This is a genomic window from Haloarcula sp. MBLA0163, assembly GCF_055632435.1.
Genome location: NZ_CM145745.1, coordinates 604,677 through 626,828, shown reverse-complemented (window position 1 = coordinate 626,828; position 22,152 = coordinate 604,677). Strand labels below are relative to the sequence as shown.

At 70.1% G+C, this 22,152-nt stretch carries 28 protein-coding genes; 12 read left to right on the top strand and 16 right to left on the bottom strand.

All coding sequences use genetic code 11. The annotated features are described in order from the left end of the window. The first annotated feature begins 14 nt into the window (after positions 1-14). Entirely contained in the window at positions 15-428 is a 414-nt protein-coding gene (locus ACV7GQ_RS03195; RefSeq protein WP_470312112.1) for a hypothetical protein, read from the top strand. A gap of 7 nt (positions 429-435) precedes the next feature. Here ACV7GQ_RS03195 and cysK read toward each other — a convergent pair whose 3' ends face one another. Together cysK and ACV7GQ_RS03185 are read right to left on the bottom strand one after the other, a co-directional pair. Continuing rightward, the gene (cysK, locus tag ACV7GQ_RS03190; protein ID WP_470312111.1) at positions 436-1,374 is read right to left on the bottom strand and encodes a cysteine synthase A; all 939 of its coding nucleotides are present in this window, start codon (positions 1,372-1,374) and stop codon (positions 436-438) included. 62 nt (positions 1,375-1,436) lie between these two features. Beyond that, positions 1,437-2,138 carry an SOS response-associated peptidase gene (locus tag ACV7GQ_RS03185; RefSeq protein WP_470312110.1) on the bottom strand — a complete coding sequence of 234 codons (702 nt, stop codon included), beginning with the start codon at positions 2,136-2,138 and terminating at the stop codon, positions 1,437-1,439. Positions 2,139-2,208: 70 nt separating this feature from the next. Here ACV7GQ_RS03185 and ACV7GQ_RS03180 point away from each other — a divergent pair, with 70 nt between their 5' ends. The 6 genes from ACV7GQ_RS03180 (at position 2,209) to ACV7GQ_RS03155 (ending at position 6,402) form a co-directional block, all read left to right on the top strand. After that, positions 2,209-3,093 carry an aldo/keto reductase gene (locus tag ACV7GQ_RS03180; protein WP_470312109.1) on the top strand — a complete coding sequence of 295 codons (885 nt, stop codon included), beginning with the start codon at positions 2,209-2,211 and terminating at the stop codon, positions 3,091-3,093. Positions 3,094-3,096: 3 nt separating this feature from the next. Continuing rightward, entirely contained in the window at positions 3,097-3,849 is a 753-nt protein-coding gene (locus ACV7GQ_RS03175; RefSeq protein ID WP_470312108.1) for a methyltransferase domain-containing protein, read from the top strand. Positions 3,850-3,906: 57 nt separating this feature from the next. Beyond that, complete coding sequence (locus ACV7GQ_RS03170; RefSeq protein WP_470312107.1) at positions 3,907-4,293, top strand: hypothetical protein; 387 nt, start codon at positions 3,907-3,909, stop codon at positions 4,291-4,293. A 70-nt stretch (positions 4,294-4,363) separates the two neighbouring features. Beyond that, complete coding sequence (locus ACV7GQ_RS03165; RefSeq protein WP_470312106.1) at positions 4,364-4,735, top strand: cyclophilin-like family protein; 372 nt, start codon at positions 4,364-4,366, stop codon at positions 4,733-4,735. Positions 4,736-4,737: 2 nt separating this feature from the next. Continuing rightward, a complete protein-coding gene (locus ACV7GQ_RS03160) occupies positions 4,738-5,127 on the top strand; it encodes a gamma-glutamylcyclotransferase family protein (protein WP_470312105.1) in 390 nt (129 codons plus the stop codon). Positions 5,128-5,172: 45 nt separating this feature from the next. Beyond that, positions 5,173-6,402, top strand: coding sequence for an ornithine cyclodeaminase, nickel-pincer nucleotide-dependent (locus ACV7GQ_RS03155; RefSeq protein ID WP_470312104.1), 1,230 nt, complete (start codon positions 5,173-5,175; stop codon positions 6,400-6,402). A 163-nt stretch (positions 6,403-6,565) separates the two neighbouring features. Here ACV7GQ_RS03155 and ACV7GQ_RS03150 read toward each other — a convergent pair whose 3' ends face one another. Both ACV7GQ_RS03150 and ACV7GQ_RS03145 read right to left on the bottom strand, forming a co-directional pair. Continuing rightward, entirely contained in the window at positions 6,566-6,949 is a 384-nt protein-coding gene (locus ACV7GQ_RS03150) for a hypothetical protein (protein WP_470312103.1), read from the bottom strand. Positions 6,950-7,182: 233 nt separating this feature from the next. Beyond that, entirely contained in the window at positions 7,183-7,455 is a 273-nt protein-coding gene (locus ACV7GQ_RS03145; RefSeq protein ID WP_470312102.1) for a DUF7553 family protein, read from the bottom strand. 105 nt (positions 7,456-7,560) lie between these two features. Here ACV7GQ_RS03145 and ACV7GQ_RS03140 point away from each other — a divergent pair, with 105 nt between their 5' ends. Together ACV7GQ_RS03140 and ACV7GQ_RS03135 are read left to right on the top strand one after the other, a co-directional pair. Then, positions 7,561-8,940 (top strand): phosphoribosylglycinamide synthetase C domain-containing protein, encoded by a 1,380-nt coding sequence (locus ACV7GQ_RS03140; protein WP_470312101.1) that lies wholly within the window; start codon positions 7,561-7,563, stop codon positions 8,938-8,940. A 53-nt stretch (positions 8,941-8,993) separates the two neighbouring features. Then, complete coding sequence (locus ACV7GQ_RS03135; RefSeq protein ID WP_470312100.1) at positions 8,994-9,239, top strand: DUF7127 family protein; 246 nt, start codon at positions 8,994-8,996, stop codon at positions 9,237-9,239. A gap of 1 nt (position 9,240) precedes the next feature. Here the strand turns inward: ACV7GQ_RS03135 and ACV7GQ_RS03130 are convergent, their stop codons facing one another. Continuing rightward, positions 9,241-9,618 (bottom strand): hypothetical protein, encoded by a 378-nt coding sequence (locus ACV7GQ_RS03130; RefSeq protein WP_470312099.1) that lies wholly within the window; start codon positions 9,616-9,618, stop codon positions 9,241-9,243. 89 nt (positions 9,619-9,707) lie between these two features. On the opposite strand from ACV7GQ_RS03130, the gene ACV7GQ_RS03125 reads away from it, so the two are divergent. Further along, positions 9,708-10,712 carry a DUF368 domain-containing protein gene (locus ACV7GQ_RS03125; RefSeq protein WP_470312098.1) on the top strand — a complete coding sequence of 335 codons (1,005 nt, stop codon included), beginning with the start codon at positions 9,708-9,710 and terminating at the stop codon, positions 10,710-10,712. Positions 10,713-10,754: 42 nt separating this feature from the next. On the opposite strand, the gene ACV7GQ_RS03120 is transcribed toward ACV7GQ_RS03125, so the two are convergent. The 5 genes from ACV7GQ_RS03120 to crtD form a co-directional block, all read right to left on the bottom strand. Then, positions 10,755-11,858, bottom strand: coding sequence for an NADH:flavin oxidoreductase/NADH oxidase (locus tag ACV7GQ_RS03120; protein ID WP_470312097.1), 1,104 nt, complete (start codon positions 11,856-11,858; stop codon positions 10,755-10,757). A 168-nt stretch (positions 11,859-12,026) separates the two neighbouring features. Continuing rightward, entirely contained in the window at positions 12,027-12,539 is a 513-nt protein-coding gene (locus ACV7GQ_RS03115; RefSeq protein WP_470312096.1) for a hypothetical protein, read from the bottom strand. A gap of 213 nt (positions 12,540-12,752) precedes the next feature. After that, positions 12,753-13,613 carry a bisanhydrobacterioruberin hydratase gene (cruF, locus tag ACV7GQ_RS03110; protein WP_470312095.1) on the bottom strand — a complete coding sequence of 287 codons (861 nt, stop codon included), beginning with the start codon at positions 13,611-13,613 and terminating at the stop codon, positions 12,753-12,755. After that, a complete protein-coding gene (locus ACV7GQ_RS03105) occupies positions 13,606-14,487 on the bottom strand; it encodes a prenyltransferase (RefSeq protein ID WP_470312094.1) in 882 nt (293 codons plus the stop codon). The genes cruF and ACV7GQ_RS03105 overlap by 8 nt, the downstream gene beginning before the upstream one ends. Continuing rightward, the gene (crtD, locus tag ACV7GQ_RS03100; protein ID WP_470312093.1) at positions 14,484-15,971 is read right to left on the bottom strand and encodes a carotenoid 3,4-desaturase; all 1,488 of its coding nucleotides are present in this window, start codon (positions 15,969-15,971) and stop codon (positions 14,484-14,486) included. Before crtD ends, ACV7GQ_RS03105 begins: the two co-directional genes overlap by 4 nt. Positions 15,972-16,119: 148 nt before the next feature. Here crtD and ACV7GQ_RS03095 point away from each other — a divergent pair, with 148 nt between their 5' ends. Further along, positions 16,120-16,812 carry an SDR family NAD(P)-dependent oxidoreductase gene (locus tag ACV7GQ_RS03095; RefSeq protein WP_470312092.1) on the top strand — a complete coding sequence of 231 codons (693 nt, stop codon included), beginning with the start codon at positions 16,120-16,122 and terminating at the stop codon, positions 16,810-16,812. A 46-nt stretch (positions 16,813-16,858) separates the two neighbouring features. Further along, entirely contained in the window at positions 16,859-17,731 is an 873-nt protein-coding gene (locus ACV7GQ_RS03090; RefSeq protein WP_470312091.1) for a ZIP family metal transporter, read from the top strand. Positions 17,732-17,740: 9 nt separating this feature from the next. On the opposite strand, the gene ACV7GQ_RS03085 is transcribed toward ACV7GQ_RS03090, so the two are convergent. From ACV7GQ_RS03085 to ACV7GQ_RS03060, 6 genes are all read right to left on the bottom strand, one after another. Beyond that, positions 17,741-18,595: a hypothetical protein gene (locus ACV7GQ_RS03085; RefSeq protein WP_470312090.1), complete on the bottom strand. Its 855-nt coding sequence runs from the start codon at positions 18,593-18,595 to the stop codon at positions 17,741-17,743. A 61-nt stretch (positions 18,596-18,656) separates the two neighbouring features. Then, positions 18,657-19,193 (bottom strand): NUDIX hydrolase, encoded by a 537-nt coding sequence (locus ACV7GQ_RS03080; RefSeq protein WP_470312089.1) that lies wholly within the window; start codon positions 19,191-19,193, stop codon positions 18,657-18,659. A 24-nt stretch (positions 19,194-19,217) separates the two neighbouring features. Further along, a complete protein-coding gene (locus ACV7GQ_RS03075) occupies positions 19,218-19,541 on the bottom strand; it encodes a transcription factor S (protein ID WP_470312088.1) in 324 nt (107 codons plus the stop codon). Between the two features lie 38 nt (positions 19,542-19,579). Then, positions 19,580-20,176, bottom strand: coding sequence for a DUF8135 domain-containing protein (locus tag ACV7GQ_RS03070; RefSeq protein WP_470312087.1), 597 nt, complete (start codon positions 20,174-20,176; stop codon positions 19,580-19,582). Further along, positions 20,169-21,089, bottom strand: a complete 921-nt coding sequence (locus ACV7GQ_RS03065; protein WP_470312086.1) for a TFIIB-type zinc ribbon-containing protein — start codon at positions 21,087-21,089, stop codon at positions 20,169-20,171. Before ACV7GQ_RS03065 ends, ACV7GQ_RS03070 begins: the two co-directional genes overlap by 8 nt. A 96-nt stretch (positions 21,090-21,185) precedes the next feature. Further along, positions 21,186-22,022: an RAD55 family ATPase gene (locus ACV7GQ_RS03060; protein WP_470312085.1), complete on the bottom strand. Its 837-nt coding sequence runs from the start codon at positions 22,020-22,022 to the stop codon at positions 21,186-21,188. Between the last annotated feature and the right edge of the window lie 130 nt (positions 22,023-22,152).

Genomic DNA, 22,152 nt, shown 5'->3' with positions numbered 1-22,152 from the left:
GTCCAGTCCGTGCTATGGTCGACGAGAGCGGCGAAGGCGGACTGTACGTGGTCGCGGCGGTGGCGCTCGGCCTCGGCGTCGTCAACGCCGCCGCGGGCGCTCTCGCCGTCCTCTCGGCGGTCGGTGTCCCGACGCTCGTCCTCGGGGTCGCTCAGTCGTTCCTCGGACTGCTCCTCGTCCCCGCTGGCGTCGGAGTCGCCCTCCGGAGACCGTGGGGCCGCTGGGTCGGGGTCGTCGCGTTCGGCGGCCTCGCGGTCGTGCAACTCCTTCCGCTGCTCTCGGGGGCGACGCTGGCGGTGCCGCTGGCGGGGGTCCTGCTCTCGACCGGGTGCTCGCTCTATCTCCTGCTGGCCGGCGAGGCGTTTCGGGACGACGACGGCGGGCGCGCTCTGACCGAGGACACGGACCCCCACGAGTTCGTCCGGTAGGACCGGACTACTCGTCGCCGTCCCAGAGGTCCGTCGAGAGGTAGCGTTCGCCGGTGTCCGGCAGGACCACCACGACGGTCTCGTCGGGGTTGTCGTGTGCGTACTCGGTGGCGGCGTGCAGGGCCGCCCCGGCCGAGATGCCCACCATCAGCCCCTCCTCGGCGGCGAGGCGACGGGTCGCCGCGACGGCGTCGGCCTCGCTGGCGACGCGCACCTCGTCCAGCAGGTCGGTCCGGAGGACGTCCGGGACGAACCCCGGCCCGATGCCCTGAATGCCGTGGCTGTCCGGGTCGTCGTTCGACAGCAGTTGGGAGGCCTCGGGTTCGACGGCGACGGACGTGAGGGCCGCACCCCGCTCCTCCTTGATGTACTCCGAGATGCCGGTGATGGTGCCGCCGGTGCCCACGCCCGCGACGACGGCGTCCACGTCCCCGTCCGTGTCCCGCCATATCTCGGGGCCGGTCGTCTCCCGGTGAGCGCGGGGGTTCGCCGCGTTCTCGAACTGGCTGGCCCGGACGGCGTCGTCTGCCGCGGCGAGTTCGTCCGCTCGCTCGATGGCCCCGCTCATGCCGTCGTCGGCGGGCGTCAGCACCAGCTCGGCGCCCAGCCCCGACAGCAGGCGCCGCCGCTCCTCGCTCATCGACTCGGGCATCGTCAGTACGCAGTCGTAGCCGCGGGCGGCCGACACCGCCGCGAGTCCGATGCCGGTGTTGCCGCTGGTCGCCTCGACGACGGTGCCGCCATCGGGTAGTTCGCCCGACTCGGCGGCCGCCTCGACGATGTAGGCGGCGATGCGGTCCTTCACCGAGTACGGGTTGGCCGCCTCGTACTTCCCCAGCAGATTCTCGGCGAACGAATCGAGACGGACCAGCGGCGTGTCGCCGACGAGGTCCGTCACGTCCGATGCGACTGTGCGTGTCTCCGGTGGCGCCGCGACCGATTGCATATCGCGGCCTTCACGATTGGTCGGGGTAAGGCCCCCACCAGAAAACTGCGGGTGTCGAAACCCTACGCCTCGACCTCCTCGACGAGTTCCGGGCGGTCGTTGCTCGGACTGTTGACCGCCGTCGAGACGGGGTAGGTCCGCATCGGGCCGTCGTAGGGGTCAAGCAGGTCCGCGGCGACGTCGGTGTCGGCCGAGAGCCACGTCGCCTCCTCGTCGGGGTCGAGAATCACGGCCATCCGATGGTGGAGGTCGCGGACGGCGTCGTTGGGTTCGGTCGTGACGATAGTGAACGTCTCTATCACGTCGTCCTCGCCGCCGTCGCCGCCACCCCCGCCGAACTCCCCGAGACCGGTCTGGCGCCGTGGCGGTTCCCACCGCTCGTAGAGACCCGCCATCGCGAAGATAGCGTCGTCGGGGAGCGCGACGCGGTAGGGCTGTTTCCCGCCGTCCCGCTGGGTCCACTCGTAGAAGCCGTCGGCCGGCACCAGACAGCGGCGGGACTCGTAGGCGTCGGCGAACGACCGCTTCTGCCCGAGGGTCTCTGCCCGGGCGTTGATGTAGCCGTGGTCCGAGCGACTGTCGGCCCACGAGGGTATCAGCCCCCACTCCATGCGCTGGATGGTGTCGGGGTCCTCGTCGGTGACGACCGGCAGGGACTGGCTCGGCGCGGCGTTGTAGCGGGGCTCGAACGCGAAGTCGAAGGACGCGTCGAACCGGGCTTCGACGTCCGCCGGCGGGGCGAACAGGCTGTAACGGCCACACATACTCCGAGCGAGGGCGGCGAGCGGCAAAAGCCTCACCAACAGTTTTGCGCGTCCGGGCCGACGCCCCGGTATGGAGACCCGACCACTCGGCGCGACCGGACAGGAGAGCACCGTGGCGACGTTCGGTGCCATCGCTCTGAACTGGCTGGAACAGGAGGGCGCGAACCAGATGGTCGAGCACGTCCTGGACCACGGCGTCAACCACTTCGACGTGGCACCGACCTACGGCGACGCCGAACTGAAGCTCGGTCCGAAGCTCCGGCAGCACCGCGAGGACATCTTCCTCGGCTGTAAGACCCAGGAGCGGGGCTACGAGGGGGCGGCCGACAAACTGGAGCGGTCGCTGGACCGCCTCGGGGTCGACACCATCGACCTCTACCAGATTCACGGGCTGGAGTACGAGTCCGAACTGGACGAGATCACCGGCGACGACGGCGCGCTCGCGGCCATCCGCGAGGCGAAGGCCGAGGGGAAGATAGCCCACATCGGGCTGACGAGCCACGGGAACCCCGGACTGATTCGGGACGCCATCGACCGCATCGACGACCTGGAGACGCTGATGTTCCCGCTGAACCCGGTGGTCGTCGGGAAGGACGACGACGAGCACGACTACGAGGCGGTGCTGGAGCGGGCCGAGGCGGAGGACATCGGCACGCTGGGCATCAAGGCGTTCGCGAAGGGGTCGTGGCCGCCCACGTCCGAACTCCCCGAGGCAGACCGCCCGTACGCGAACTGGTACGAACCGGTCGACACCCCCGAGGCGATCCGCGACCGGTTCGACTTCGCCGCCTCGCAGGGCCTGAGCACCGTCGTCACGCCGGGCGACCCGAAACTCGTCTCGATGGTGCTCGACGCCGCCGGCCGCTACGACGGGATGGACGAGGCGACACAGCGGAGCCTCATCGAGCAGTCGCGCCACGACGACAGCCCCGTGCCGGAACAGCTCCACCACTGACCCGTGGCCGGGGAGTCAGCGTCGCAGGCCGTGCCCGAGACGGTCGAGGCGGCGCTCGCCGACCGGCCGGTGGAGGGACGGGTCTGTCTCGAGGCGGGCGCCGGCGTCGGCAACGCGACGGCCGGCCTGCTGGCCGCCGGGGCCGAACGCGTCTACGCGGTCACGGACGACCCCGACCACGCCGCGACGGTACGGGACCGCTGTGACGGCGCGACCGACCGCCTCGTCGTCGTCGAGGCCGACCTCCGACGGACCCCTCTCCGTCCGGACTCGGTGGACCTCGTCACCGCCCACGGGCTCTGTAACCTCCTCGACCCCGCGGCGCTGGCGGCCGTCGCGGCGGAGCTCTCGCGGGTCGCGGCCGCCGGGTGTCACCTCGTCGTCGACGACTACGAACCGCTCCCCGAGAGCGCCGCCGTCCGCGACCTCTTCGCCGTCGAGAACGCCGCCAGCGAACTGGCCGCCGGCCGCTCGGCGCTGACCTTCTACCCGGCGGCTCTGCTGAGGCGCGTCTTCGCCGGTCACGGCTGGACGTTCGACAGGGAACGGACGCTGCTGGACCCGGTGCCGTGGACCGCGAGCCACCTCTCTGCACACGCGGGCGTCGTGACGGACGCCATCGAGGACCTCCCGCCGGAGCTGGGCGACCCGCTGGAACGCCGGGCCGAGCGTCTGGTCGAGGCCATCGGCGAGGAGTTCGCCGGGACGATGTACAGCGTCGCGATGACGCGCCCCGACGGCGACGAGACGCCCTGAGAGAGCTGCCGCCCGCGAATTTAAACGGGACCGCGCCCTACCGTGGCGCGAAGGCACATGACGACGGACCCCTCGTTCTCGATTCCGCGGCGCCCCGAACGCCGGTTCCCCCACGGGAGCGGGGTCGAGTACGAGGGCGGGACGGAGTTCGAACTGCGCCCGGACCCGGACCTGCCGACGTCGGACCTCGCCGGCGTCGTGGCCGACATCCTCGCCGACGGGCCGTACCGGTACGGCGACTTCCACGACCTGCCGATGCCGCTGTGGCTCGTCCGGGACGAGGGCACCGCGGACGTGTTCCGGGTGGCCGTGCGCGACGGCACCGTCCGCCTGCACGTGCTCCCGACGACGGAGTCGGCGGGGTTGCGGCGGTTCTACGAGCGGCTCTGCGCGCGGGACCCGGACCGCTCGTGGCGCGTCGAGCGCTCCGTCGACGAGGCCTGACCGGCGGGGACGCGGCAGGTTGGACGGGGCGTCCCGTGAAGCTTTGGGCCTGCCACCCACACCGACGGGCATGAGCGACCTCAGCCTGCGGGTCGGCGACGCGACGCTCACCGCGTCGTGGACCGACGGGAACCACGAGACCCGGGACGCACTCGTCGAGGCGCTGCCGGTTTCGGGCGACGCGACGCGGTGGGGCGACGAACTCTACCTCGCGGTGCCGGTCGACGTACCGCCGGAGGACACACGGACCGAGGTGCCCGTCGGCGCCGTCGCCTACTGGCCACAGGGGAACGCGCTGTGTCTGTTCTGGGGGCCGACGCCGGCCAGTCGCGGCGACGAACCGCGGGCCGCCTCGCCGGTGAGCGTCGTCGCCGAGATAGACGACGTGGACCCGCTCGCGACCGTCACGGGCGGCGCGCCGGTCCGAGTCCAGCGGGGATGACGATGGACGTGTTCGTCTACGGGACGCTGACCGACCACGCGACGGCGCGGTCGCTGCTCGACACCTACGACTACCGCGGGGCCGCGGAGCTGGTCGGCCTCCGGCGGGTCGACGGGCGCTACCCGACGCTGGCGCCGGGCGGAACCACGGAGGGCCGGCTCCTCCGGACGCCCGACGTCGCGGCGTTGGACGAGTACGAGGGCGTCGACCGGGGGCTGTACGTTCGGCTCTCGCTGCCGCTCGCCGCCGGCGACGGGACCGTCGAGTGCTACGTCGGCGACCCCGACGCGCTCGGGGCACCGGTCGAGTGGCCGGGCGAGGGCGCGTTCGAGCAGCGCCTCCGGGCCTACTGCGAGGAGGCCGACGTCGTGGTGCGTCGCCGGTCCGGGTAGCGGGCACCCAAAACCGTCTTACGCGACTGCCGCCATTCCCCGTGCATGGCTGTCTCTCGCGAAGTGGAGCTCGAGGGCCACATCATCGACTCGGGGATGATGGAGTCCAGTTTCGGGACCATCATGGACCTCGGGGGCTCGTTCACCGTCGAGGAGTTCGACATCGGCCGGCGCAAGGACGAGGAGTCCTACGCCCGGCTGTTGGTGGAGGCCGAGGACGAGGCGACGCTCCAGTCCATCGTCCACGAGCTCCACCAGCACGGCGCGAACCCCGCCGACCCGAAAGACGCGAAGCTCCAGCAGGCCCCCGCGGACCAGGTCGTCCCGAAGGGGTTCTACTCGACGACGAACCATCCCACGTACATCCGCTACGAGGGCGAGTGGCTCGAGGTCGAACACATGGAGATGGACTGTGCGGTCGTCGTCGAGGACGGTGCGGAGCCACGGGCCTACACGAAGGTGCTCAACGCCGTCGAGGAGGGCGACCGCATCGTCGTCGGCGAGACGGGCATCAGGGTCGACCCGCCGTCGCGGCCCCGCGACTCCGGCGGCGCCTTCGGCTTCATGCAGGGCGGGGTCTCCGCCGAGCGTCCCTCCGAGTCGACCATCCAGAAGATAGCGGGCGCCATCGAGGAGACGAAGCGTGACGGCGGCAAGGTGCTGGCGGTCTGTGGCCCCGCACTCATCCACTCGGGCGCCCGCGAGGACATGGCCCACCTCGTCCGGGAGGGGTACGTCGACATGCTCTCGGCCGGCAACGGCTTCGCCGTCCACGACATCGAGCGCGACCTCTACGGCACGTCGTTGGGCGTCGACACGGAGACGCTGGACCACGCCCGGCACGGCCACAAACACCACATCTACGCCATCAGCGAGGTCATCCGCGAGGGCGGCATCGAGGCGGCCGTCGAGTCGGGCACCATCGAGTCCGGCGTGATGTACGAGTGCGTCGAGAACGACCGGCCGTTCGTGCTGGCGGGGTCCATCCGCGACGACGGCCCCCTGCCCGACACCATCACCGACGCCGTCGAGGCCCAGAACGCCATCCGCGAACAGGCCCACGAGGCCGACATGGTGCTGATGCTGTCGACCCTGCTGCACTCCGTCGCGGTGGGCAACTGCCTCCCCTCGACGACGCGGGTCGTCTGTGTCGACATCAACCCTTCGACGGTCACCCAGCTGCTGGACCGCGGCAGTGCACAGGCCGTCGGCATGGTCACCGACATCGGCACGTTCGTCCCGATGCTGGCCGAGCAGTTGGACGGCGAGGTGTAGCCGGCCACGTCGTCGGCGGGAGTCGTCGGACCGTGGGCCGGCATCGATACGTCGCTGTGCCGGTACCGACACCCGTTACGAACCGCCTACGAGCAGTGACCCGGCGGACGACGACCGTGAACCCGGCACCGAGGGCGACGACGCCGACACTCGTCGCGGTCTGTCAGACGCCCGGCACGCCGAAGGCCGAGACGGCCCGGACGCCCAGCAGTTCCAGCGCGGCGACGACGACGACGGCCAGCGCCCACGCCAGGACGCCTGTGGTCGCGGCCCGGGTCCAACCGCCCCGGTACCGCCATCGCACGACGGCCACCCAGGCGACCAGCGCCAGTACCCCACCCACGAGCGGGAGCCACGAGGTGAGGACCCAGGCGAGGGCACCGAACACCGCGGTGCCGAGGGCGTACTTGAACCGGAGGTACTGGTCGGTGTCCCGATAGACGTACAGCGACGCGACGTGGATGGCCGTCGCGCCGACCAGCAGGCTGACGACGAACGCGACCAATGCCTCGACGAGTCCGAACGGTACGAGTCCGTGTGTTGGCATACCCGAGTCGAGGGAGTGGACGGACAAGAACCGGTCAGTCCGTCGACCGGGATTCAGCCGAATTAACGCGGTTTTCCGGGGTCGTCGACCGCCCAGTCGTCTTCTGGAGCCGTCTCGGTCGGCGCCTCGGGGTTGACGTGGGCGGCGTGGTCGATACCGGTGTCCACACCGGCGCGACCGCGCGTTCCCACTCAGTCTGGAACAGTACCAGCAGGAAACGGGGTCTCGACGTCTCAGACCCCTTCGAGGTCGGAGCGGTACTCGTTGATGGCGTCGTCGGCCTCGTCGATGGTGTCGGCGACGTCCGCGCCGTCGCCCGTGGCGACGTCGTTCAACGCCGACTGGATGCGGGCGAGGCGGCCGTGGTCGGGGCCCCGGTCCGCCGTCGAGAGCCGTTCCAACTGGTCGGCGAGGTCGCCGAGTCGCTCGCTGGCGTCGTCGCTGGCGGTGTCGTCGGCGGCCGATTCGAGGAGGTCGCTCGCCGTCGCGAGTGCATCTCGTGTCATACTCGGACGTTCTGCCAACGAGGTTAAAACGGTTCCCTTGGTGCAGAATCTTGCACCTGTCGCTGACGGGCGAACGTTTAGGCCGCCGGCGGGTGCACGTCGGGTATGGCGAACTTCCTCTTCTGCTCGCTGGACGCCCCGCTCATCGCCGACATCGCGTGGCGCGTCGAACGCGAGGGCCACGACGTGCGCTACTTCATCAGCAACCACTACCCCGCCGAACGGGAGATCGGCGACGGGTTCGTCACCAAGAGCGAGGACTGGCGGGCCGACCTGGAGTGGGCCGACGTCGTCGTCTTCGACGACATCTGGGACGGCAGCGACGTAGGTACCGGCAAGATTTCCGAGGAGCTGCGGGCCGAGGGCCAGGCCGTCGTCGGCGGCACCGAACTCACCGACCGACTGGAGGACGACCGCGGGTTCGCCATGGAGACCCTGGAGGACCACGGCGTGGAGACGCTCCCCCACCGCGAGTTCGAGCGCTTCGACGCCGGCATCGAGTACGTCCGGGAGAACCCGGCGCCGTACGTCGTGAAACCGCTCGGCGAGGTCCAGAACGTCAAACGGCTGCTGTACGTCGGCCGGGAGGACGACGGCTCGGACGTGGTGTCCGTACTCGAGGCCTACGAGAAGGCGTGGGGCCACCGGATGAAGGGGTTCCAGTTGCAGCGGCGCATCGAGGGCGTCGAGGTCGCCATCTGTGGCTTCTGCAACGGCGACGGGTTCGTCGAACCGATAAACGTCAACTTCGAGCACAAGAAGCTGTTCCCCTCGAACATCGGCCCCTCGACCGGCGAGATGGGAACGAGCATGTTCTGGACCGACCGGTGTCCGCTGTTCGAGCAGACGCTCGGGAAACTCGAACCGCTGCTGGCCGAGGAGGGGTACGTCGGGAGCATGGACGTCAACTGCATCGTCAACGCCGACGGGGTCTACCCGCTGGAGTTCACGCCGCGCTTCGGCTACCCGTCCATCTACATCCAGGAGGAGGGGATGGAGACGCCCATCGGGGCGTTCTTCGAGGCCATCGCGAACGGCCGGGACCCCGACCTGCGGGTCCACTCGGGGTACCAGGTCGGCGTCCGCGTGTGCATGCCGCCGTTCCCCTACGACGACGAGCAACTGTTCGACGAGACGACCCGCAACGCGCCCGTGGCGCTGGACGACGACGCGGTGCGAGAGGAGTACCACATCGAGGACGTCAAGCGGGTGCCGGTCGGCGACGAGGGGACGGACGAGGCCGTCGCCGGTGCCGTCTACCCGGACGGCCAGTGGCGCGTCGCCGGCACCTCGGGCATCGTCCTCGTCGCCACCGGCAAGGGCGAGACGATGCGCGAGGCACAGGAGCGGGCCTACGACCGGGCGCGGAACGTCCTCATGCCAAACTGCTTCTACCGGACGGACATCGGCGACCGGTGGTACACCGACGCCAGCGACCGGCCCGGCGGCGACGGTGACCGCCTGCAGGCGTGGGGGTACCTCTGATTCGGCACGCGCCGAACGGCCCCCTATACGGCTGTGGGACCTACCCACGTCCGATGGACGCGACACACGACACCGACGAGCTGGACGTCTCGCGGGCCGACCACGGCGACGGCTGGACCGTCGCCGTCGACCTCTACCCCGTCGACGACGAGGCGGTGACCGTCGAACTGCTCGGCGACACGGCCGTCGTCGCCGTCGACACGCCGGTCTACCACACGGAGTACGACGTCTCGCTCCCGGCGTCCGGGGGGACGGCGTCGCTCAACAACGGCGTCCTCGTCGTCGCCGGCGACGACTGACTCAGGCGTAGGTGCGCAGGCCGAGCAGCCCGCCCGCGCTCACGACGACGCCGGCCTCGGCCGCCAGAAACAGGCCGACGCCGGGCCGCATCGGGCCGCCGAGGCGGACGAACGCGACGAGCGCGAGCGCCAGCACGCCGACGCCGCCGCCGACGGCGACCAGCGCGCTCGTCCGGTCGTGCCGCAGCACCGCCGCCGTGGCGAACACGGCGAGCGCGGCGACGACGGCGAGAAAGCCCAGCCCTTCGTACCCGGCCGTCGCGGTGGCGTCGGGGAGTCCCCCACCGGGTCGCTGCCACGGGAGGAACGTCGATACCACGGTGAGGAGTACCCCAGTGAACACCACGCCGTCCGGTCTGTCGAGGTCCAACGAGGACATCGGCCCGACTTGGCGCCGCACCCACATTCCCGTTTGGGTGGCGGGCGACTCCACAAGAGACTTGAGACAGATGGCGGTACGATGAGGCAATGACTGCCGCCGACCAGACCGCCGACGCGTCGCCGACCCTCCGTGGCTCCGTCCCCCCGCTGCGCGAGTGGGCGCGGACGTTCGCCATCGGTATCTGCATGGGGAGCGCCGACGCCGTGCCGGGCGTCTCCGGCGGGACCATCGCCCTCATCGCGGGCATCTACGGCCGCCTCATCGCCATGATCACGGCCATCACGCCCGAGCGCGTCTGGGACCTCCTGACCGCGTTCGTGCCGACTGACGGCGGCGTCTCGGTCGGGGCGGCGGTCGGGGTCTGGGAGGAGATAGACGGCTGGTTCGGCCTCGCGCTGCTGGCCGGCGTCGCCACCGCCGTCGTCGTCGTCACGCGGGCCGTCCACGTCCTCAGCGAGGACGCGCCGACGCTTCTGTTCGGCTTCTTCTTCGGCCTCATCGCCGCCTCGGCCGTCGTCCTCCTGAAGGAACTCCGCTTCGAGTCGGCGTTCCAGGTCGGCGCCGCCGTCGTCGGCTTCCTCGTCGCGTTCGTCCTCTCGGGGCCCACGCCGTTCCTCGCCAGCGACGGCCTCCTGCTGGTGTTCGTCGCCGGCGCCATCGCCGTCAGCGCGATGATCCTGCCCGGTATCTCCGGGTCGCTGCTGCTGGTCATCCTCGGGCAGTACACCCGGATGTCGACGGCGCTGAGCGAGTTCGTGGACGCCCTCGTCGGCCTCGTGACCGGCGGGTCCGTGACACAGGTCGTCGACGTCGGCGTCGTCGTCGTGACCTTCGTCCTCGGCGGACTGGTCGGCCTGTTCACCATCTCGCGGGCCGTCCGCCGCGCGCTCGACCGGAACCGACGGGCGACGATGGCGTTCCTCGTGGCCCTCGTCGTCGGGGCGCTCCGCGCGCCGGTGTTCGAGGTCCGGACCGAGGTCGGCTTCTCGACGGACGTGCTGGTGGCGTTCGCCGGCGCGGCCGTCGTGGGCGCGGCGCTCCTGCTGGTGCTTGACTGGTACGCCGTCGACCTCGACCTCGACTCGGTGTGACCGTGTCCGTCGCCGCGTTCGACACCGCCGGAGCGTCGGCCGTCAGAACCCGAACGCGCGACGGTACTGCGGCGGCCCCTCTATCTCGTCGGTCGCGTCCAGCGCCTCGGCGGCGTGCATCGCGAAGTACGGGTCCCGCAGGTGTTCCCGGCCGACGATGGCGAGGTCGGCCCGGTCGTTGGCGACGATGGCCTCGGCCTGTTCCGGCGTCGTGATGCCGCCGACGGCGCCGACGCCGACGTCCGACTCGGTCTCCGCGCGGATGCGCTCGGCGTAGCGGAGTTGGTAGTTCGGGCCGGCGTACGCCGGGCGGGACTCGGGGTGGATGCCGCCGCCGCTGACGTCTATCAGGTCCGCGCCGGCCTCGGCGAGGCGGTCGGCGAGTCGCACGGAGTCGTCGACGGTCCACGAGTCGCGGTCCGGGAGCCAGTCGGTCGCGGAGATGCGGACGAACACGGGCTTGCCGTCGGGCCACACCTCGCGCACCGCGGCCGTGACCTCGCGGGCGAGTCGCGTTCGGCCCTCGAAGTCGCCGCCGTAGTCGTCCGCGCGGTGGTTCGTCACCGGAGACAGGAACTCGTGGAGGAGGTAGCCGTGGGCGGCGTGGACCTCAGCGACCTCGAAGCCGGCGTCGCGGGCGCGCTCGGCGGCCGCGCGGAACGACTGTAGCACGCCCTCGATACCGTCCTGGTCGAGTCGCTCGGTGGGTGGCGCCGCGCCGTCCTCGTAGGGCCACGGGTCGCCGCTCGGCCCGACCGTCTCCCAGCCGCCCGCGTCCGGCTGGAGGGGGTCGTGCCCGTCCCACGGCCGACTGGTCGAGGCCTTCCGGCCGGCGTGGGCCAGCTGGATGCCGGGGACGCTACCCTGCCGGTGAATCTGCTCGGTGATGGGTTCGAGCGCCGCGGCGTGGTCGTCGCTCCAGATGCCGAGGTCCTCCGGCGAGATGCGACCGCGGGGTTCGACGGCGGTGGCCTCGGTCATCACGAGGCCGGCGCCGCCGACGGCCCGCGAACCCAGATGGGTGCGGTGCCAGTCGGTGGCGAGGCCGTCCCGGTCCTCGCAGGAGTACTGGCACATCGGGGAGACCATCACGCGGTTCGGTATCGTCGTCTCTCGGAGGTCGAGCGGCGAGAACAGTGCTGTCATCGGCAGGGGTTGGCGGCGGAGTCGGATAACCGCACGGGCGAACGTCGGCGTTGCCGGAAGCCGGACGGTGTCGCGTGACCACACGTTCGGGGACCCGCTGTCGGACCAGCCGCTCGACGGGTCGGCGAACGCAGCACGCCGAGCGCGGACGGGGTCGCTCTGACTGTCTCACGCGCTGCCTGCTTCCGCGGCGCGCACGCCCCGGTAGGACAGCACGACACCGACGACGAAGACGACCGTCGCCAGATAGATGGGCCCCAGATGCACCAGCCAGTCGTGGGCGAACGCGTCTGCGGTGTAGTGCATCGGCAGCGCGAGCGCCAGCCCGACGACGGCTGCGAGTACTGCGGTAGCCCACGCCCATCTGAGTCGCTGTCGAACGCCGTACCACGACAGGGCAGTGACTGCGATGCCCGTCGAGATGATGAACGCGGCGGTCGCGACGTGCAGGTGGCTGATGTAGTACGCCACCGTCGGGTTCAACGCCGCCTTCGTCGTGCCGTCGAGCGTACGCACGCCGAGTTCGAAGCCACTCCCCACGAAGTTCATCACGAGGAAGACGATGCCATAGCCGATGAACGCGACGCCGGCCAGGGCCATCAACAGCGACCCTTGCCGAAGCCGCGAGCCGAGTTCGAACTGTCCCTCCTCACCGCCCGCAGTCTGTCGTTCGGTAGCCATTGTAATCACTTTCCACGGTGAGCGCGCTCCGCCGAGAGGCGCTCTACGTCGGATTCGACACCGACCGTGGTAGTTATTAGCACAGTATGCCGCCGTATATCACTTCGAAGATTCCCATGTGACCGAACAGACGAGCCAGATAGTCCTCACACGGTCGCTGGATGCGGGCGCCGTCGACCGACTAACGCCGGCCCTGCCGACGCTACGGGCCGCTCACCGCAACACGACGCCGCCCAGCCGCGTCTCCGAGAGGTCGAAGTCGAACCGGTCGGTCCACAGCAGGCCCGCGCCCAGCAGGGCCGCCAGCGCGACGGGCACCCAGTTCGCGTAGAAGGCGTTGATGCCGCCCCAGAGGAGGACGAAGCTCACGAGGTCGTCGAGCATGAACTCGCACTGTTCGAGGCGGCGGCGAAGCCCGGCCCGGTCGAACCCCCAGTCGAACAGGACGACGGCGACGGTCCCGGAGAGGAGCCACCCCCGGTAGTTCTGCCACGGGACGCCGTAGAACTGCTGGACTTCGTACTCCCAGAAGCCGATGGCGACGGCGCCGGGGTCCAGGACGAGGTCGACGAGCATGACCGTCGCCAGCGTCGCCAGCAGGCGCACCGGCGTCGACTCGGCCCACCGACCGAGCAGCAGGAGGACCAGCAGGTAGGCGTTCAACACCAGCGGGAAGAAAAATACCGGGAGTCCCAGCGGCACCTCCCCGAACAGCATCGGCCCCAGGTCGACGCCGTAGGAGAACTCGCCGTAGGGCCACCCGGTCGTCACGCCGTACAGTTCGATGCCGTAGGAGTAGGCGGTTAATGCGACGAGCGCGAGCGCCGCCTTCCGGTCCAGCAGGGGGAACACGCCCGCGACCAGCGGCAGACGCATCACGAGCGTCCCGAACAGGACGAAGAAGGGGTTGAACGCCAGGGGCGGCGGGAGCAGTCCCTCGGCGCTCGCCAGCAGCGTCACCGCGCCGACCAGCGGGAACACGACGGCGATGGTGAAGCGGTGCTCCCGGACGAGCGCGTCCAGTCGCGCGCCCGCCTCGTGCCGGTCGGCCGGCAGTCGCGGCGTCTCAGCCATACAGCATCACCCACAGGCCGACGAGCGTGAACACCATGCCGACGAGCGAGTTGATGGCCGGGTACCACCAGTAGGCCTCCTCGATGTCGACGCCGGCGGCGAGGATGCCGAAGACCAGACCCGGGTAGACGAGCAGGAGCGCGCCGAACACCCAGTGGGTGTACGTGAACACGAACGCGGCGGTGAGCCAGCACATCACGCAGTAGTAGTAGGTGTTGGACTCCCCGAGGAACGTCGCCGTCGTCTGGATGCCCGCCTCGCGGTCCGGTTCGATGTCCGGAATCGCGGAGAAGGTGTGCATCCCCATCGTCCAGAGCCACGCGCCCGCGACGGCGGTGGCCGGCGGCGCGACGCCCTCGATGGCGGCGTAGGCGACGACGCCGGGGAGGATGTACAGGCCGTTCGACAGCGAGTCCAGGAACGGCGTCGTCTTGAACCGCAGCGGTGGGGCGGAGTACTCCACCGAGAGGGCCGCCCAAGCGAGCAGCGCGACGACGCCGAGCATCGGGAGCCACGGGAGGAACGCGGCGGCGAGCAGGCCAGACCCGACGATAGTCGCCACCACCACCGAGTCACCGCGGTAGCTCACCTCCCGCCCCTCGTCCTTCTTGGGGTTGTGCTCGTCGACGTCCCGGTCGAAGACGTCGTTGACGCCGTAGAGGAAGACGTTCGCGGGGACGGTGAAGTACAGGAACAGGGCGACGGCCAGCGGCGAGAACAGTTCGCCCGGCCCGTCGGCCGCGTAGGTCACCGCGACGACGACGGGGCCGCCCTGATACAGCCAGAACCGCGGGCGCGAGAGCCAGAACAGGTAGCCCAGTCGCGTGTCCTCGGAGGGGGCGACCTCGCTCAGGCGGTCCGTGACGGTGCTCATTCGTTGTCGCTGATGAGTCGCTGTGCGGTGTGTTCGCCGCTGATGAGACACATCGGGACGCCGATGCCGGGCGTGGTAAAGGACCCGGTGAAGTAGAGGCCGTCGACCGCCGACGAGCGGTTGTTCGGGCGCAGGAGCGCGGTCTGGCGGAGCGTGTGGGCCAGTCCCAGCGCCGTCCCCTCGGTGGCGTTGTAGCGCTCGCCGAAGTCCGAGACGGCGAACTGCTTCTCGTAGACGATGCGGTCGCGCAGGTCGACGCCGGTGTTCTCGGCGATATCCGACAGAATCTTCTCGCGGTACTCCTCACGGATCGCGTCGCCGTCGTGCAGTCCGGGCGCGATGGGGACGAGGACGAACAGGTTCGAGTGGCCCTCCGGGGCGACCGACGGGTCCGTCTCGCTCGGGACACAGAGGTAGTAGGCCGGTTCGTCGGGCCAGTCGGCCTCCTCGAAGATGTCGTCGAAGTGCGGTTCCCAGTCGGTCGGCAGGACGAGCGTGTGGTGCTCCAGCGGGTCGACGTCGCCCTCGACGCCCATGTACATGAGGAAGGCCGAGGGGGCGTAGGTCCGGTCGTCCCAGTAGTCGTCGTCGTACTGGCGCTCGTGGTCCGGCAGGAGTTCGCGCTCGGCGTGGGCGTAGTCGGCGTTGACGACCACCTCGTCGGGGTGGCGCGTGTCGCCGTGGACCGTCTCGACGAGGAATCCTTCCTTCCGACGGGATATCTCTCGGACCTCGCTGTCCGTCTCGTAGGTGACGCCCAGACTCTCGCCGAGTTCGACGAGGCCGTCGACGACGGCCCCGATACCGCCGTCGGGGTAGTAGACGCCGAGGTTGAAGTCGACGTGACTCATCATGTTGTACAGTGCGGGCGTGTTCTTCGGGGACCCGCCGAGGAACACGAGCGTGTACTGCATTATCTGCTGGAGTTTCGGGTGCTCGAAGTAGTCCTCGACGTGGCCCTGCATCGACCCGAGCAGTTGCAGGCCGATGGGCGCGGCCGTCATCACGTCCAGGTCGACCCAGTCGCGGAGGGTGGAGCGGTCCTCGTAGACGAACTTGTCCATCGCCGTCTCGTAGTGGCGTTCGCTGGTCGCGAGGTACTCGTCGAACGCCTCGGCCGCGCCGGGCTCGTATTCCTCGAACTTCTCGCGCATCTCGTCGTTGTTGCCGGTGACGTCGAGCCGGTCGCCGTCCTTGAAGAAGATGCGGTAGTGGGGGTCCAGTCGGGTCAGGTCGTAGTAGTCGCTCGGCTCCTTCCCGAAGTCGGCGAAGAACCGCTCGAACACGTCGGGCATGAGGTACCACGACGGCCCCATGTCGAACTTGAACCCCTCGGCCTCCAGACGGGAGGCGCGACCGCCCAGCTGCTCGTTCTTCTCCAACAACCGCACGTCCGCACCGGCGTCGGCCAGGTAGCACGCGGCCGAGAGGCCACCGAACCCACCGCCGACGACGACGACGTCTTCTCCGGACAGGTCACTCATTGTGCATCTCTGAGGCCCGGACGAACAATAAACACGCGGCCAAACTGGATTGGTGTGGCAGACTGGGGCACGGGAGCGCGACGCCGGCCCGCTGACCCCGGCCCGGACGGTGGCAACGGAGATGTGGTTGGAGTCCGAATACGACCCCATGGAGGACACGACAGTGGTCGTGACCGGCGCCAGTCGGGGTATCGGGGAGCAGGTCGCACGCGCCGTCGCGGCGGCGGGCGGACACGCCGTCGTCTGTGCCCGCGACAGGACGGCGCTCGAGGCGGTGGCGGACGACATCGCTGACGACGGTGGCGCGGTCACTGCGGTGCGGGCCGACGTCCGCGACGAGTTCGACGTCGAACGACTCCTCGAGACGGCCGCCCGGATAAACGGCGACGTCGACGCCGTCGTCGCCAACGCCGGCGTCTACCACGGCGAGGCCGGCGAGACGCCGCTCGCCGAGGAGTCGTACGCGGCGTTCGACGACCACCTCCGGACGAACGCCCGCGGCGTGTTCGCCACGGTTCGCGAGGCGGTCCCCTACCTCGCACCGGCCGCCCGGGTCGTCGTCCCGACGGGGGCCGTGGCCCGAGAGGGGATGCCCGGATACGGCTCCTACGCCGTCTCGAAGGCCGCGGCCGAGGCCGTCGCCCGCGGGTTCGCCGCCGACCTCGAGGTGCCGGTCGGCGCCGTGGACCCGGGGAAGGTCGGCACCGACCTCTCGGGCGAGGGCGGCCGTGACCCCGCCGACGTGGCCGAGATGGTGGTCTGGGCGCTCACCGACGCCCCCGCCGACGACCTAGACGGCGCGATACTGGACTGGGGCGACTACCGCCGAGCGACCCGCTGACCGGCGACCGACGGGTTTATTAGTAATACTGCGGTTGCATTAGTCAATGGCTATTAACAGTACAAGCGTAGTTAATAACAACGGAGGGCTGTCGCTCGTCGGCCTCGCGAGCGTCGTCGGCCTCCTCGCGCTCTCGGCCGTCGGGGCCACCGGTGGCCTCCGGAAGGTCCTGGTCATCTCGTGGGTCGCGTTCGTGGCCATGGGACTGGGCGCGTGGCTCGGTGCCCGGGCCGCAGAGACGAACCCCCACCGTCTCGTCTGGGGGTACGGCCTCGCGAGCGGAGCGATGGTCGCCTCCGCGGCGATGTTCCTCGTCCCGCAGGCGATGGGCCTGGGAAGCGCCGCCGGCACGCCCCGTATCGGGGGTATCGGCATCGCCGCCGGCATCGTCGCCGGGTACGGTACCCACACCGTCGGGCACCGCCTGACCCACGTCGACACGGCCTTCGACACGACCACCGCGGCCATCGCCGCCCACGCCCTGTCGGCGGGCCTCATCATCGGGCTCGTCTACGCCTCGATGCCGACGCTGGGGCTGCTCCTCGGCCTCGCCATCGTCTCGCACAAGGGGCCCGCCGGCTACGCCGCCGCTCGCCGTCTCAACCGCGACGGGAAGTCCGCGACCGCGCTCCTGCTCCCGGCGGCCGGCGTCGGCCTGACCGCGATTCCCTCGGCGCTCCTGCCGGTGCCACAGACCCCGGTCGTCAACGCCGTCGTGTTCGGGTTCGCCGCCGGCATCTTCCTCCACGTCGCGATGGACTTCCTGCCGAACTGCGAGGCCGGGAGCGAGATCGACGAGGTCTGCTCCCTGCACGAACACTCCCACGACCTGCTGGACGAGCTCCGGACCCACGCCGTCGGGTCGACGGTCGCCGGCGGGGCGCTCGTCGTCCTCGCGTGGGTCGTCGTCGCCGCCTGAACCGGCCGCTCACTCCGCCGACGTCGCGGTGTCTGTCGCCGTCCCCGTCTCGGCCGGCGAGATGGTCAGCCGGGCGTCGTTTTCCTCGCTGGCCGCGTCGAGTCGATAGACGGCCTCGCGGGGCGGGTCGGCGACGTAAGGGCTCTCGGCGTCCACCTCCCGGGTCGTGGGTGCATCGGGGCCCAGTTCGCCGACGACGCGTGCCACCGGCGCGGACGCGACTCGCGGGCCGGACCGGTTCAGCGCGAACGCGTACCGACCGGTTCGGTCGCCCTCGTTGGTGATGCGGATACTGACGGTCGGGTCGTCGTCCGCCGTCACGGTCGTCGGACCGTCGAGGGCGACCGAGAAGGACGGGAGCGAGTCTTCGAGCCGAGAGCGCACCCGTGCCGGCGGCGCCCACTCGCCGTGCTTCCACGTGAGTCGAGCGTCGCTGGCGTCGCCAGTCGCCGGCAGTGCGAAGACGAGAACGCCGCCGCTCCCGTCGCCGTAGCCGGCGCCCCACTCGCCGTTCCGGTAGAGCCCGCTGTGGAACCTCGTCGGTCGGTACGTCTCGTCGTCGAAGTGACACCCGAAGGCCGAGTGGGCGGGCGGGTGGCCGTCGACGGCGACGTCGACGAGGAGGTACTGACCGGCGTCGGCGTGGACGCCGATGGAGTCCGGACTGTCCGGTGCGACGACGCCCGGTTGGACGACGGCCGACTGCACGCTGACACCGGTCCCGGCGCGTGTGTCGCTCTCGGTGGTCGGTTCGGGTGCTGGTGTCACGCTCTCGTCGCCCGGGGTAGTGTCGTTGCCCACGCCGAGACAGCCGCTGCCGGCGACGAGCGAGCCACAGAGCGCGAGGAGGGTGCGGCGGCGCATACCCGGGCTACCGGCGGCCGGTGTAAGTGCTTTCAGGAGGCTCCGGCTGCGTTTTGAGCGTTCAGGCCGACTCGTCGGTGCTCCGCGTGGCCGGGATCTCGTGGAGCTCCTCGGGGACCGTCTCGAACCACTGGGCGTCGAGCACCTCGTCGTCGTTCACGGCGATGTCCTCGGTGGTCGCCTCGGCGTCGAACTCCACGGTCAGCATGTGGAGACGCCGGTCCGCGTCGTCGGCGTGGACGATGGTCTTCCAGCGGGCGTAGTACAGCCCCGTCAGCGTGCAGTCGACGCCGGTCTCCTCGCGGACCTCGCGGCGGGCGGTGTCGTCCAGCCCCTCGCCGGGTTCGTGGCCGCCGCCGGGGGTGCCCCACGTCTCCGGCGCGCCGCGATGCCTGATGAGGAGGACGCGCCCCGCGTCGTCGGTGACCCACGCGCCGGCGTCGCCCAGCCACCCCTCCGCGGCGAGTTTCTCGCCCCGTTCGAAGAAGTCCGGCGCGTTGGTGACGGTGTCTCGCCGGACCGGGACGTCGCCGTAGGTGTCGATGAGGCGCTCGAGCTCCGTGCGGACCGCGTCGCGGGTCCGCGATTCGAGTGTCATGGGTGATGGCGGGCCGCGGACGGCTTAGTTGTACTCCCGCCAGCGGTAGCCACAGTCCTGGCACTTGAAGAACCGCGTCGGCGGCTCGTCGGCGGACCCGGTCTGTTTGATGGTGTACCACGCCTTCCCGTGGCCACACTCCTCGCAGGTGACGTCGTCGGCCGTCGGTTTGCCCTCGAAGTCGGCGCCCTCCTCCGTCTCGATGACGTCGTCGTCGCTCTGTTCGGCCGTGCTGACGAAGTCCGCGGCCCTGTCCGCGTCCTTGGCGACGCGAGCGCCGCAGGACTGACAGACCATCTCGTCGCCGTCGGCGTGCATCATCGAGCCACAGTCGTCGCAGAACTGCATGCTCGGCCATCCGCGACGGCGACAAAAAGACGTTACTCTTACTCCTCGTTGCCGAGTTCTCGCTGTTCGGCGACGACCGGACAGTTCAGCAGGCGGACCGTCTCCATGTCGAGGAACTCCAGAATCTCGGTGTCCTCGTGCGTACAGCGGACCTCCGGCGGGCCGGAGAAGTGCTCGCACTGCTCGCAGTAGCGGTGTTTCGACACCTCGGCGTAGCGCTTCCCGTCGGGGGCTGGGGTCGCCGATTCGTCGTCGCCGAGGGAGTCCCACACCTCGTCCGGGTCGACGGAGCCGACGTCGACCGACTCGAAGACGCTCTCGCCGTCGGCGAAGGGGTCGCCACCGCGCTCACCCATCTCCGAGAACGGGTCCGCGTCGCGCTCGCCCGACTGCGGCGGGGCCACGGTCGACGCCGCGTCGGCGGCCGACTCTGGGTCGGTCGGCGGCTGGTCGTCCGGCGGCGTGGCGCCGTCGACTCCGGTGTCCGCCGTCACGTCGGCCACCGGGTCCAGCGAGTCGCCGGGTCCCTCGGTGTCGTTCTCGGCCGGCCCCTCCAGCTCCTCGAACGGGTCGCCCGACCGGTCGTCGGGGACGTCGAACTCCTCGAAGGGGTCCTCTGGGTCGTCGTCACTCATCGCTCGGCCCGGCCTCCAGCTGTGCGGCAGTCACGAGCCGCGCTTTCTTGCGGATGATGCCGCCCTCGGGCCGGACGTCGGAGACCGTCGACCCGCAGTGGGGGCACTGCGGGTCCGTCAGCAGGCCGATGTCGACCGACTCGCCGCAGCTCTCGCAGGACGCCGTCGAGACGCCCTCCTGCGCGGCGGCGCGCTTGATTCGGTCGACGGCCTTCTGGTGGGCGTCGCGGCCCCCCTGGTCGTTGCGGAGGTCGCTGACGACCCACGCGACGCGCGTGAGTTTCTCCTCGACGTCGTCCAGTCGGTCGTCGAGGTCGTCGAGCCGCTGCTCGACGTCGTCGACGCGGGCCGACTGGTCCTGGAGGTCGTCTTCGAGGTCGTTCCGGGCCGCGGCGAGGTCGCGGTTCAGCGACGCGAGGTCGGCCTCGAGGTCCTCGATGGCCGCCAGTTCCTCGTGGTCGTGGTCGGCCGCCGCCTTGCCGTCGAGCTCGCGTTTGAGCTGGACGACCCGGCTCCGGACGTCGTCTATCTTCTCCTGAAAGTCGTCCTCGACGGTCTCGAACCGGGCGTCGAGACGCCCCTCGACGGCGTCGGTGATGTCCGGGAGGCGGTCGCCGACGGCGGACTCGACGGCCGGTGGGACGCGCCCGTCGACGGCGTCGTCGACGGCGGCGGCCACGACGGCGTCCAACCGGTCGCCCATCGCCTCCTCGACGGCCCGGTCGGCGTCGAACAGCGCCGCCACGGACTCGGCGTCGTCCTGGTCGGTCGCCACCCGATACGACGCCAGCAACTGGTGAACGAGTTCCGCACGCTCCACCCCGAGCGCGCTCGCCCGCTCGTCGAGCCACTCGTCGAGTTCCGCCGGCAGCTCGACCGTGACGGCCCCCTCCTCCGTCGACTCACTGGCCATTACGTTCCACTTCACGAACTAGATAGTTAAGGGTTTGCCGCCTCTTTCACGCCGCGAAACCACCACTGAGGGGTCGGGTCGGCCGTCTGTCGGCGCTCACCGGATCTTGCGCACGTCGCTGATGTCGAAGCCGGCGTCGCCCAGTTCCGTCTCGAACTGGACGATGTCCTCGTCCTCTATCTGGGAGAGGACGCCGCGGAACTGCTTGACGACGAGGGTCCGTGCCCGCGTGGACCCGCCGGACTCCCACGAGAACTCCATCGTCCCGTGGGCGGCGTCGCTCAGCTGCCCCTGTCGGGTGTCCGAGAGCGTCTCGTAGTTGAGGTGCAGGAGGATGAGGCCGCCCCACTTGTGGGCCGCCTTCTGGAGGCCGGCGACGAGGAAGGTGATGTCGACCCAGTCGATGTCCTCGCCCATGGCGCTGACGAGGTCCGACAGCGAGTCGATGACGACGAGGTTGCCCGACGCCACCTGGCTGAGTTTCGACCCCAGCGCCCCCAGCAGGTCGTCGCGCTCGTGGCGGGCCCGCAGGTCCTTGATGTTTGGCGTCTGCTCCGCGTACCACGACCGCGGCACGGGGCTCATGTGGAAGAACCGCTCGGACATGTCGTGGAACTCGACGCCCGAGAGCGCCGCCTCCAACAGGTCCTCGTCCATGGCCAGTCGCATCTCCTCGGCCAGCTGTTCCTCGCTGGCGGTGAACGAGATGTAGTGGACCTCCTCCGGCGGCGTGGCCGACGCGGATGGCGTCCCGTAGTAGAGGTCGTACATCTCGTCGTCGACGTGGCTGAGTCCGTTGATGACCGCGCTCGTGTGCATGAACTCCCGCGACCCGGCCCCCGCCTCGCCGGCCAGTAGGACGACGCTACCGGCCGGTGCGCCGCCGTTGATGATGCCGTCCAGTTGCTTGACACCGAACGGGATGCGCTCCATACACGCATTGACCCGTGTGGTCGCTTAAACGCTTGCCCTCTCGCAGTACCTGTGGCTTACTGTGGCGTCACCGATGGCACACGGAGGCGGCCAGACAGTCCGTCCGTTCGGCCGCACTGCCTGTCGGAGA

Bases quoted from the DNA above. Each gene is read 5' to 3' on its own strand.
- ACV7GQ_RS03075 (WP_470312088.1), bottom strand. From the start codon at position 19,541: ATGCAGTTCTGCGACGACTGTGGCTCGATGATGCACGCCGACGGCGAC.
- ACV7GQ_RS03135 (WP_470312100.1), top strand. From the start codon at position 8,994: ATGGACGCGACACACGACACCGACGAGCTGGACGTCTCGCGGGCCGAC.
- ACV7GQ_RS03085 (WP_470312090.1), bottom strand. From the start codon at position 18,595: ATGCGCCGCCGCACCCTCCTCGCGCTCTGTGGCTCGCTCGTCGCCGGC.
- ACV7GQ_RS03170 (WP_470312107.1), top strand. From the start codon at position 3,907: ATGACGACGGACCCCTCGTTCTCGATTCCGCGGCGCCCCGAACGCCGG.
- ACV7GQ_RS03065 (WP_470312086.1), bottom strand. From the start codon at position 21,089: ATGGCCAGTGAGTCGACGGAGGAGGGGGCCGTCACGGTCGAGCTGCCG.
- ACV7GQ_RS03090 (WP_470312091.1), top strand. From the start codon at position 16,859: ATGGCTATTAACAGTACAAGCGTAGTTAATAACAACGGAGGGCTGTCG.
- ACV7GQ_RS03080 (WP_470312089.1), bottom strand. From the start codon at position 19,193: ATGACACTCGAATCGCGGACCCGCGACGCGGTCCGCACGGAGCTCGAG.
- ACV7GQ_RS03185 (WP_470312110.1), bottom strand. From the start codon at position 2,138: ATGTGTGGCCGTTACAGCCTGTTCGCCCCGCCGGCGGACGTCGAAGCC.
- ACV7GQ_RS03070 (WP_470312087.1), bottom strand. From the start codon at position 20,176: ATGAGTGACGACGACCCAGAGGACCCCTTCGAGGAGTTCGACGTCCCC.
- ACV7GQ_RS03165 (WP_470312106.1), top strand. From the start codon at position 4,364: ATGAGCGACCTCAGCCTGCGGGTCGGCGACGCGACGCTCACCGCGTCG.
- ACV7GQ_RS03120 (WP_470312097.1), bottom strand. From the start codon at position 11,858: ATGACAGCACTGTTCTCGCCGCTCGACCTCCGAGAGACGACGATACCG.
- ACV7GQ_RS03060 (WP_470312085.1), bottom strand. From the start codon at position 22,022: ATGGAGCGCATCCCGTTCGGTGTCAAGCAACTGGACGGCATCATCAAC.
- ACV7GQ_RS03195 (WP_470312112.1), top strand. From the start codon at position 15: ATGGTCGACGAGAGCGGCGAAGGCGGACTGTACGTGGTCGCGGCGGTG.
- ACV7GQ_RS03160 (WP_470312105.1), top strand. From the start codon at position 4,738: ATGGACGTGTTCGTCTACGGGACGCTGACCGACCACGCGACGGCGCGG.
- ACV7GQ_RS03115 (WP_470312096.1), bottom strand. From the start codon at position 12,539: ATGGCTACCGAACGACAGACTGCGGGCGGTGAGGAGGGACAGTTCGAA.
- cysK (WP_470312111.1), bottom strand. From the start codon at position 1,374: ATGCAATCGGTCGCGGCGCCACCGGAGACACGCACAGTCGCATCGGAC.
- ACV7GQ_RS03140 (WP_470312101.1), top strand. From the start codon at position 7,561: ATGGCGAACTTCCTCTTCTGCTCGCTGGACGCCCCGCTCATCGCCGAC.
- ACV7GQ_RS03145 (WP_470312102.1), bottom strand. From the start codon at position 7,455: ATGACACGAGATGCACTCGCGACGGCGAGCGACCTCCTCGAATCGGCC.
- ACV7GQ_RS03130 (WP_470312099.1), bottom strand. From the start codon at position 9,618: ATGTCCTCGTTGGACCTCGACAGACCGGACGGCGTGGTGTTCACTGGG.
- cruF (WP_470312095.1), bottom strand. From the start codon at position 13,613: ATGGCTGAGACGCCGCGACTGCCGGCCGACCGGCACGAGGCGGGCGCG.
- ACV7GQ_RS03155 (WP_470312104.1), top strand. From the start codon at position 5,173: ATGGCTGTCTCTCGCGAAGTGGAGCTCGAGGGCCACATCATCGACTCG.
- ACV7GQ_RS03105 (WP_470312094.1), bottom strand. From the start codon at position 14,487: ATGAGCACCGTCACGGACCGCCTGAGCGAGGTCGCCCCCTCCGAGGAC.
- crtD (WP_470312093.1), bottom strand. From the start codon at position 15,971: ATGAGTGACCTGTCCGGAGAAGACGTCGTCGTCGTCGGCGGTGGGTTC.
- ACV7GQ_RS03180 (WP_470312109.1), top strand. From the start codon at position 2,209: ATGGAGACCCGACCACTCGGCGCGACCGGACAGGAGAGCACCGTGGCG.
- ACV7GQ_RS03095 (WP_470312092.1), top strand. From the start codon at position 16,120: ATGGAGGACACGACAGTGGTCGTGACCGGCGCCAGTCGGGGTATCGGG.
- ACV7GQ_RS03125 (WP_470312098.1), top strand. From the start codon at position 9,708: ATGACTGCCGCCGACCAGACCGCCGACGCGTCGCCGACCCTCCGTGGC.
- ACV7GQ_RS03150 (WP_470312103.1), bottom strand. From the start codon at position 6,949: ATGCCAACACACGGACTCGTACCGTTCGGACTCGTCGAGGCATTGGTC.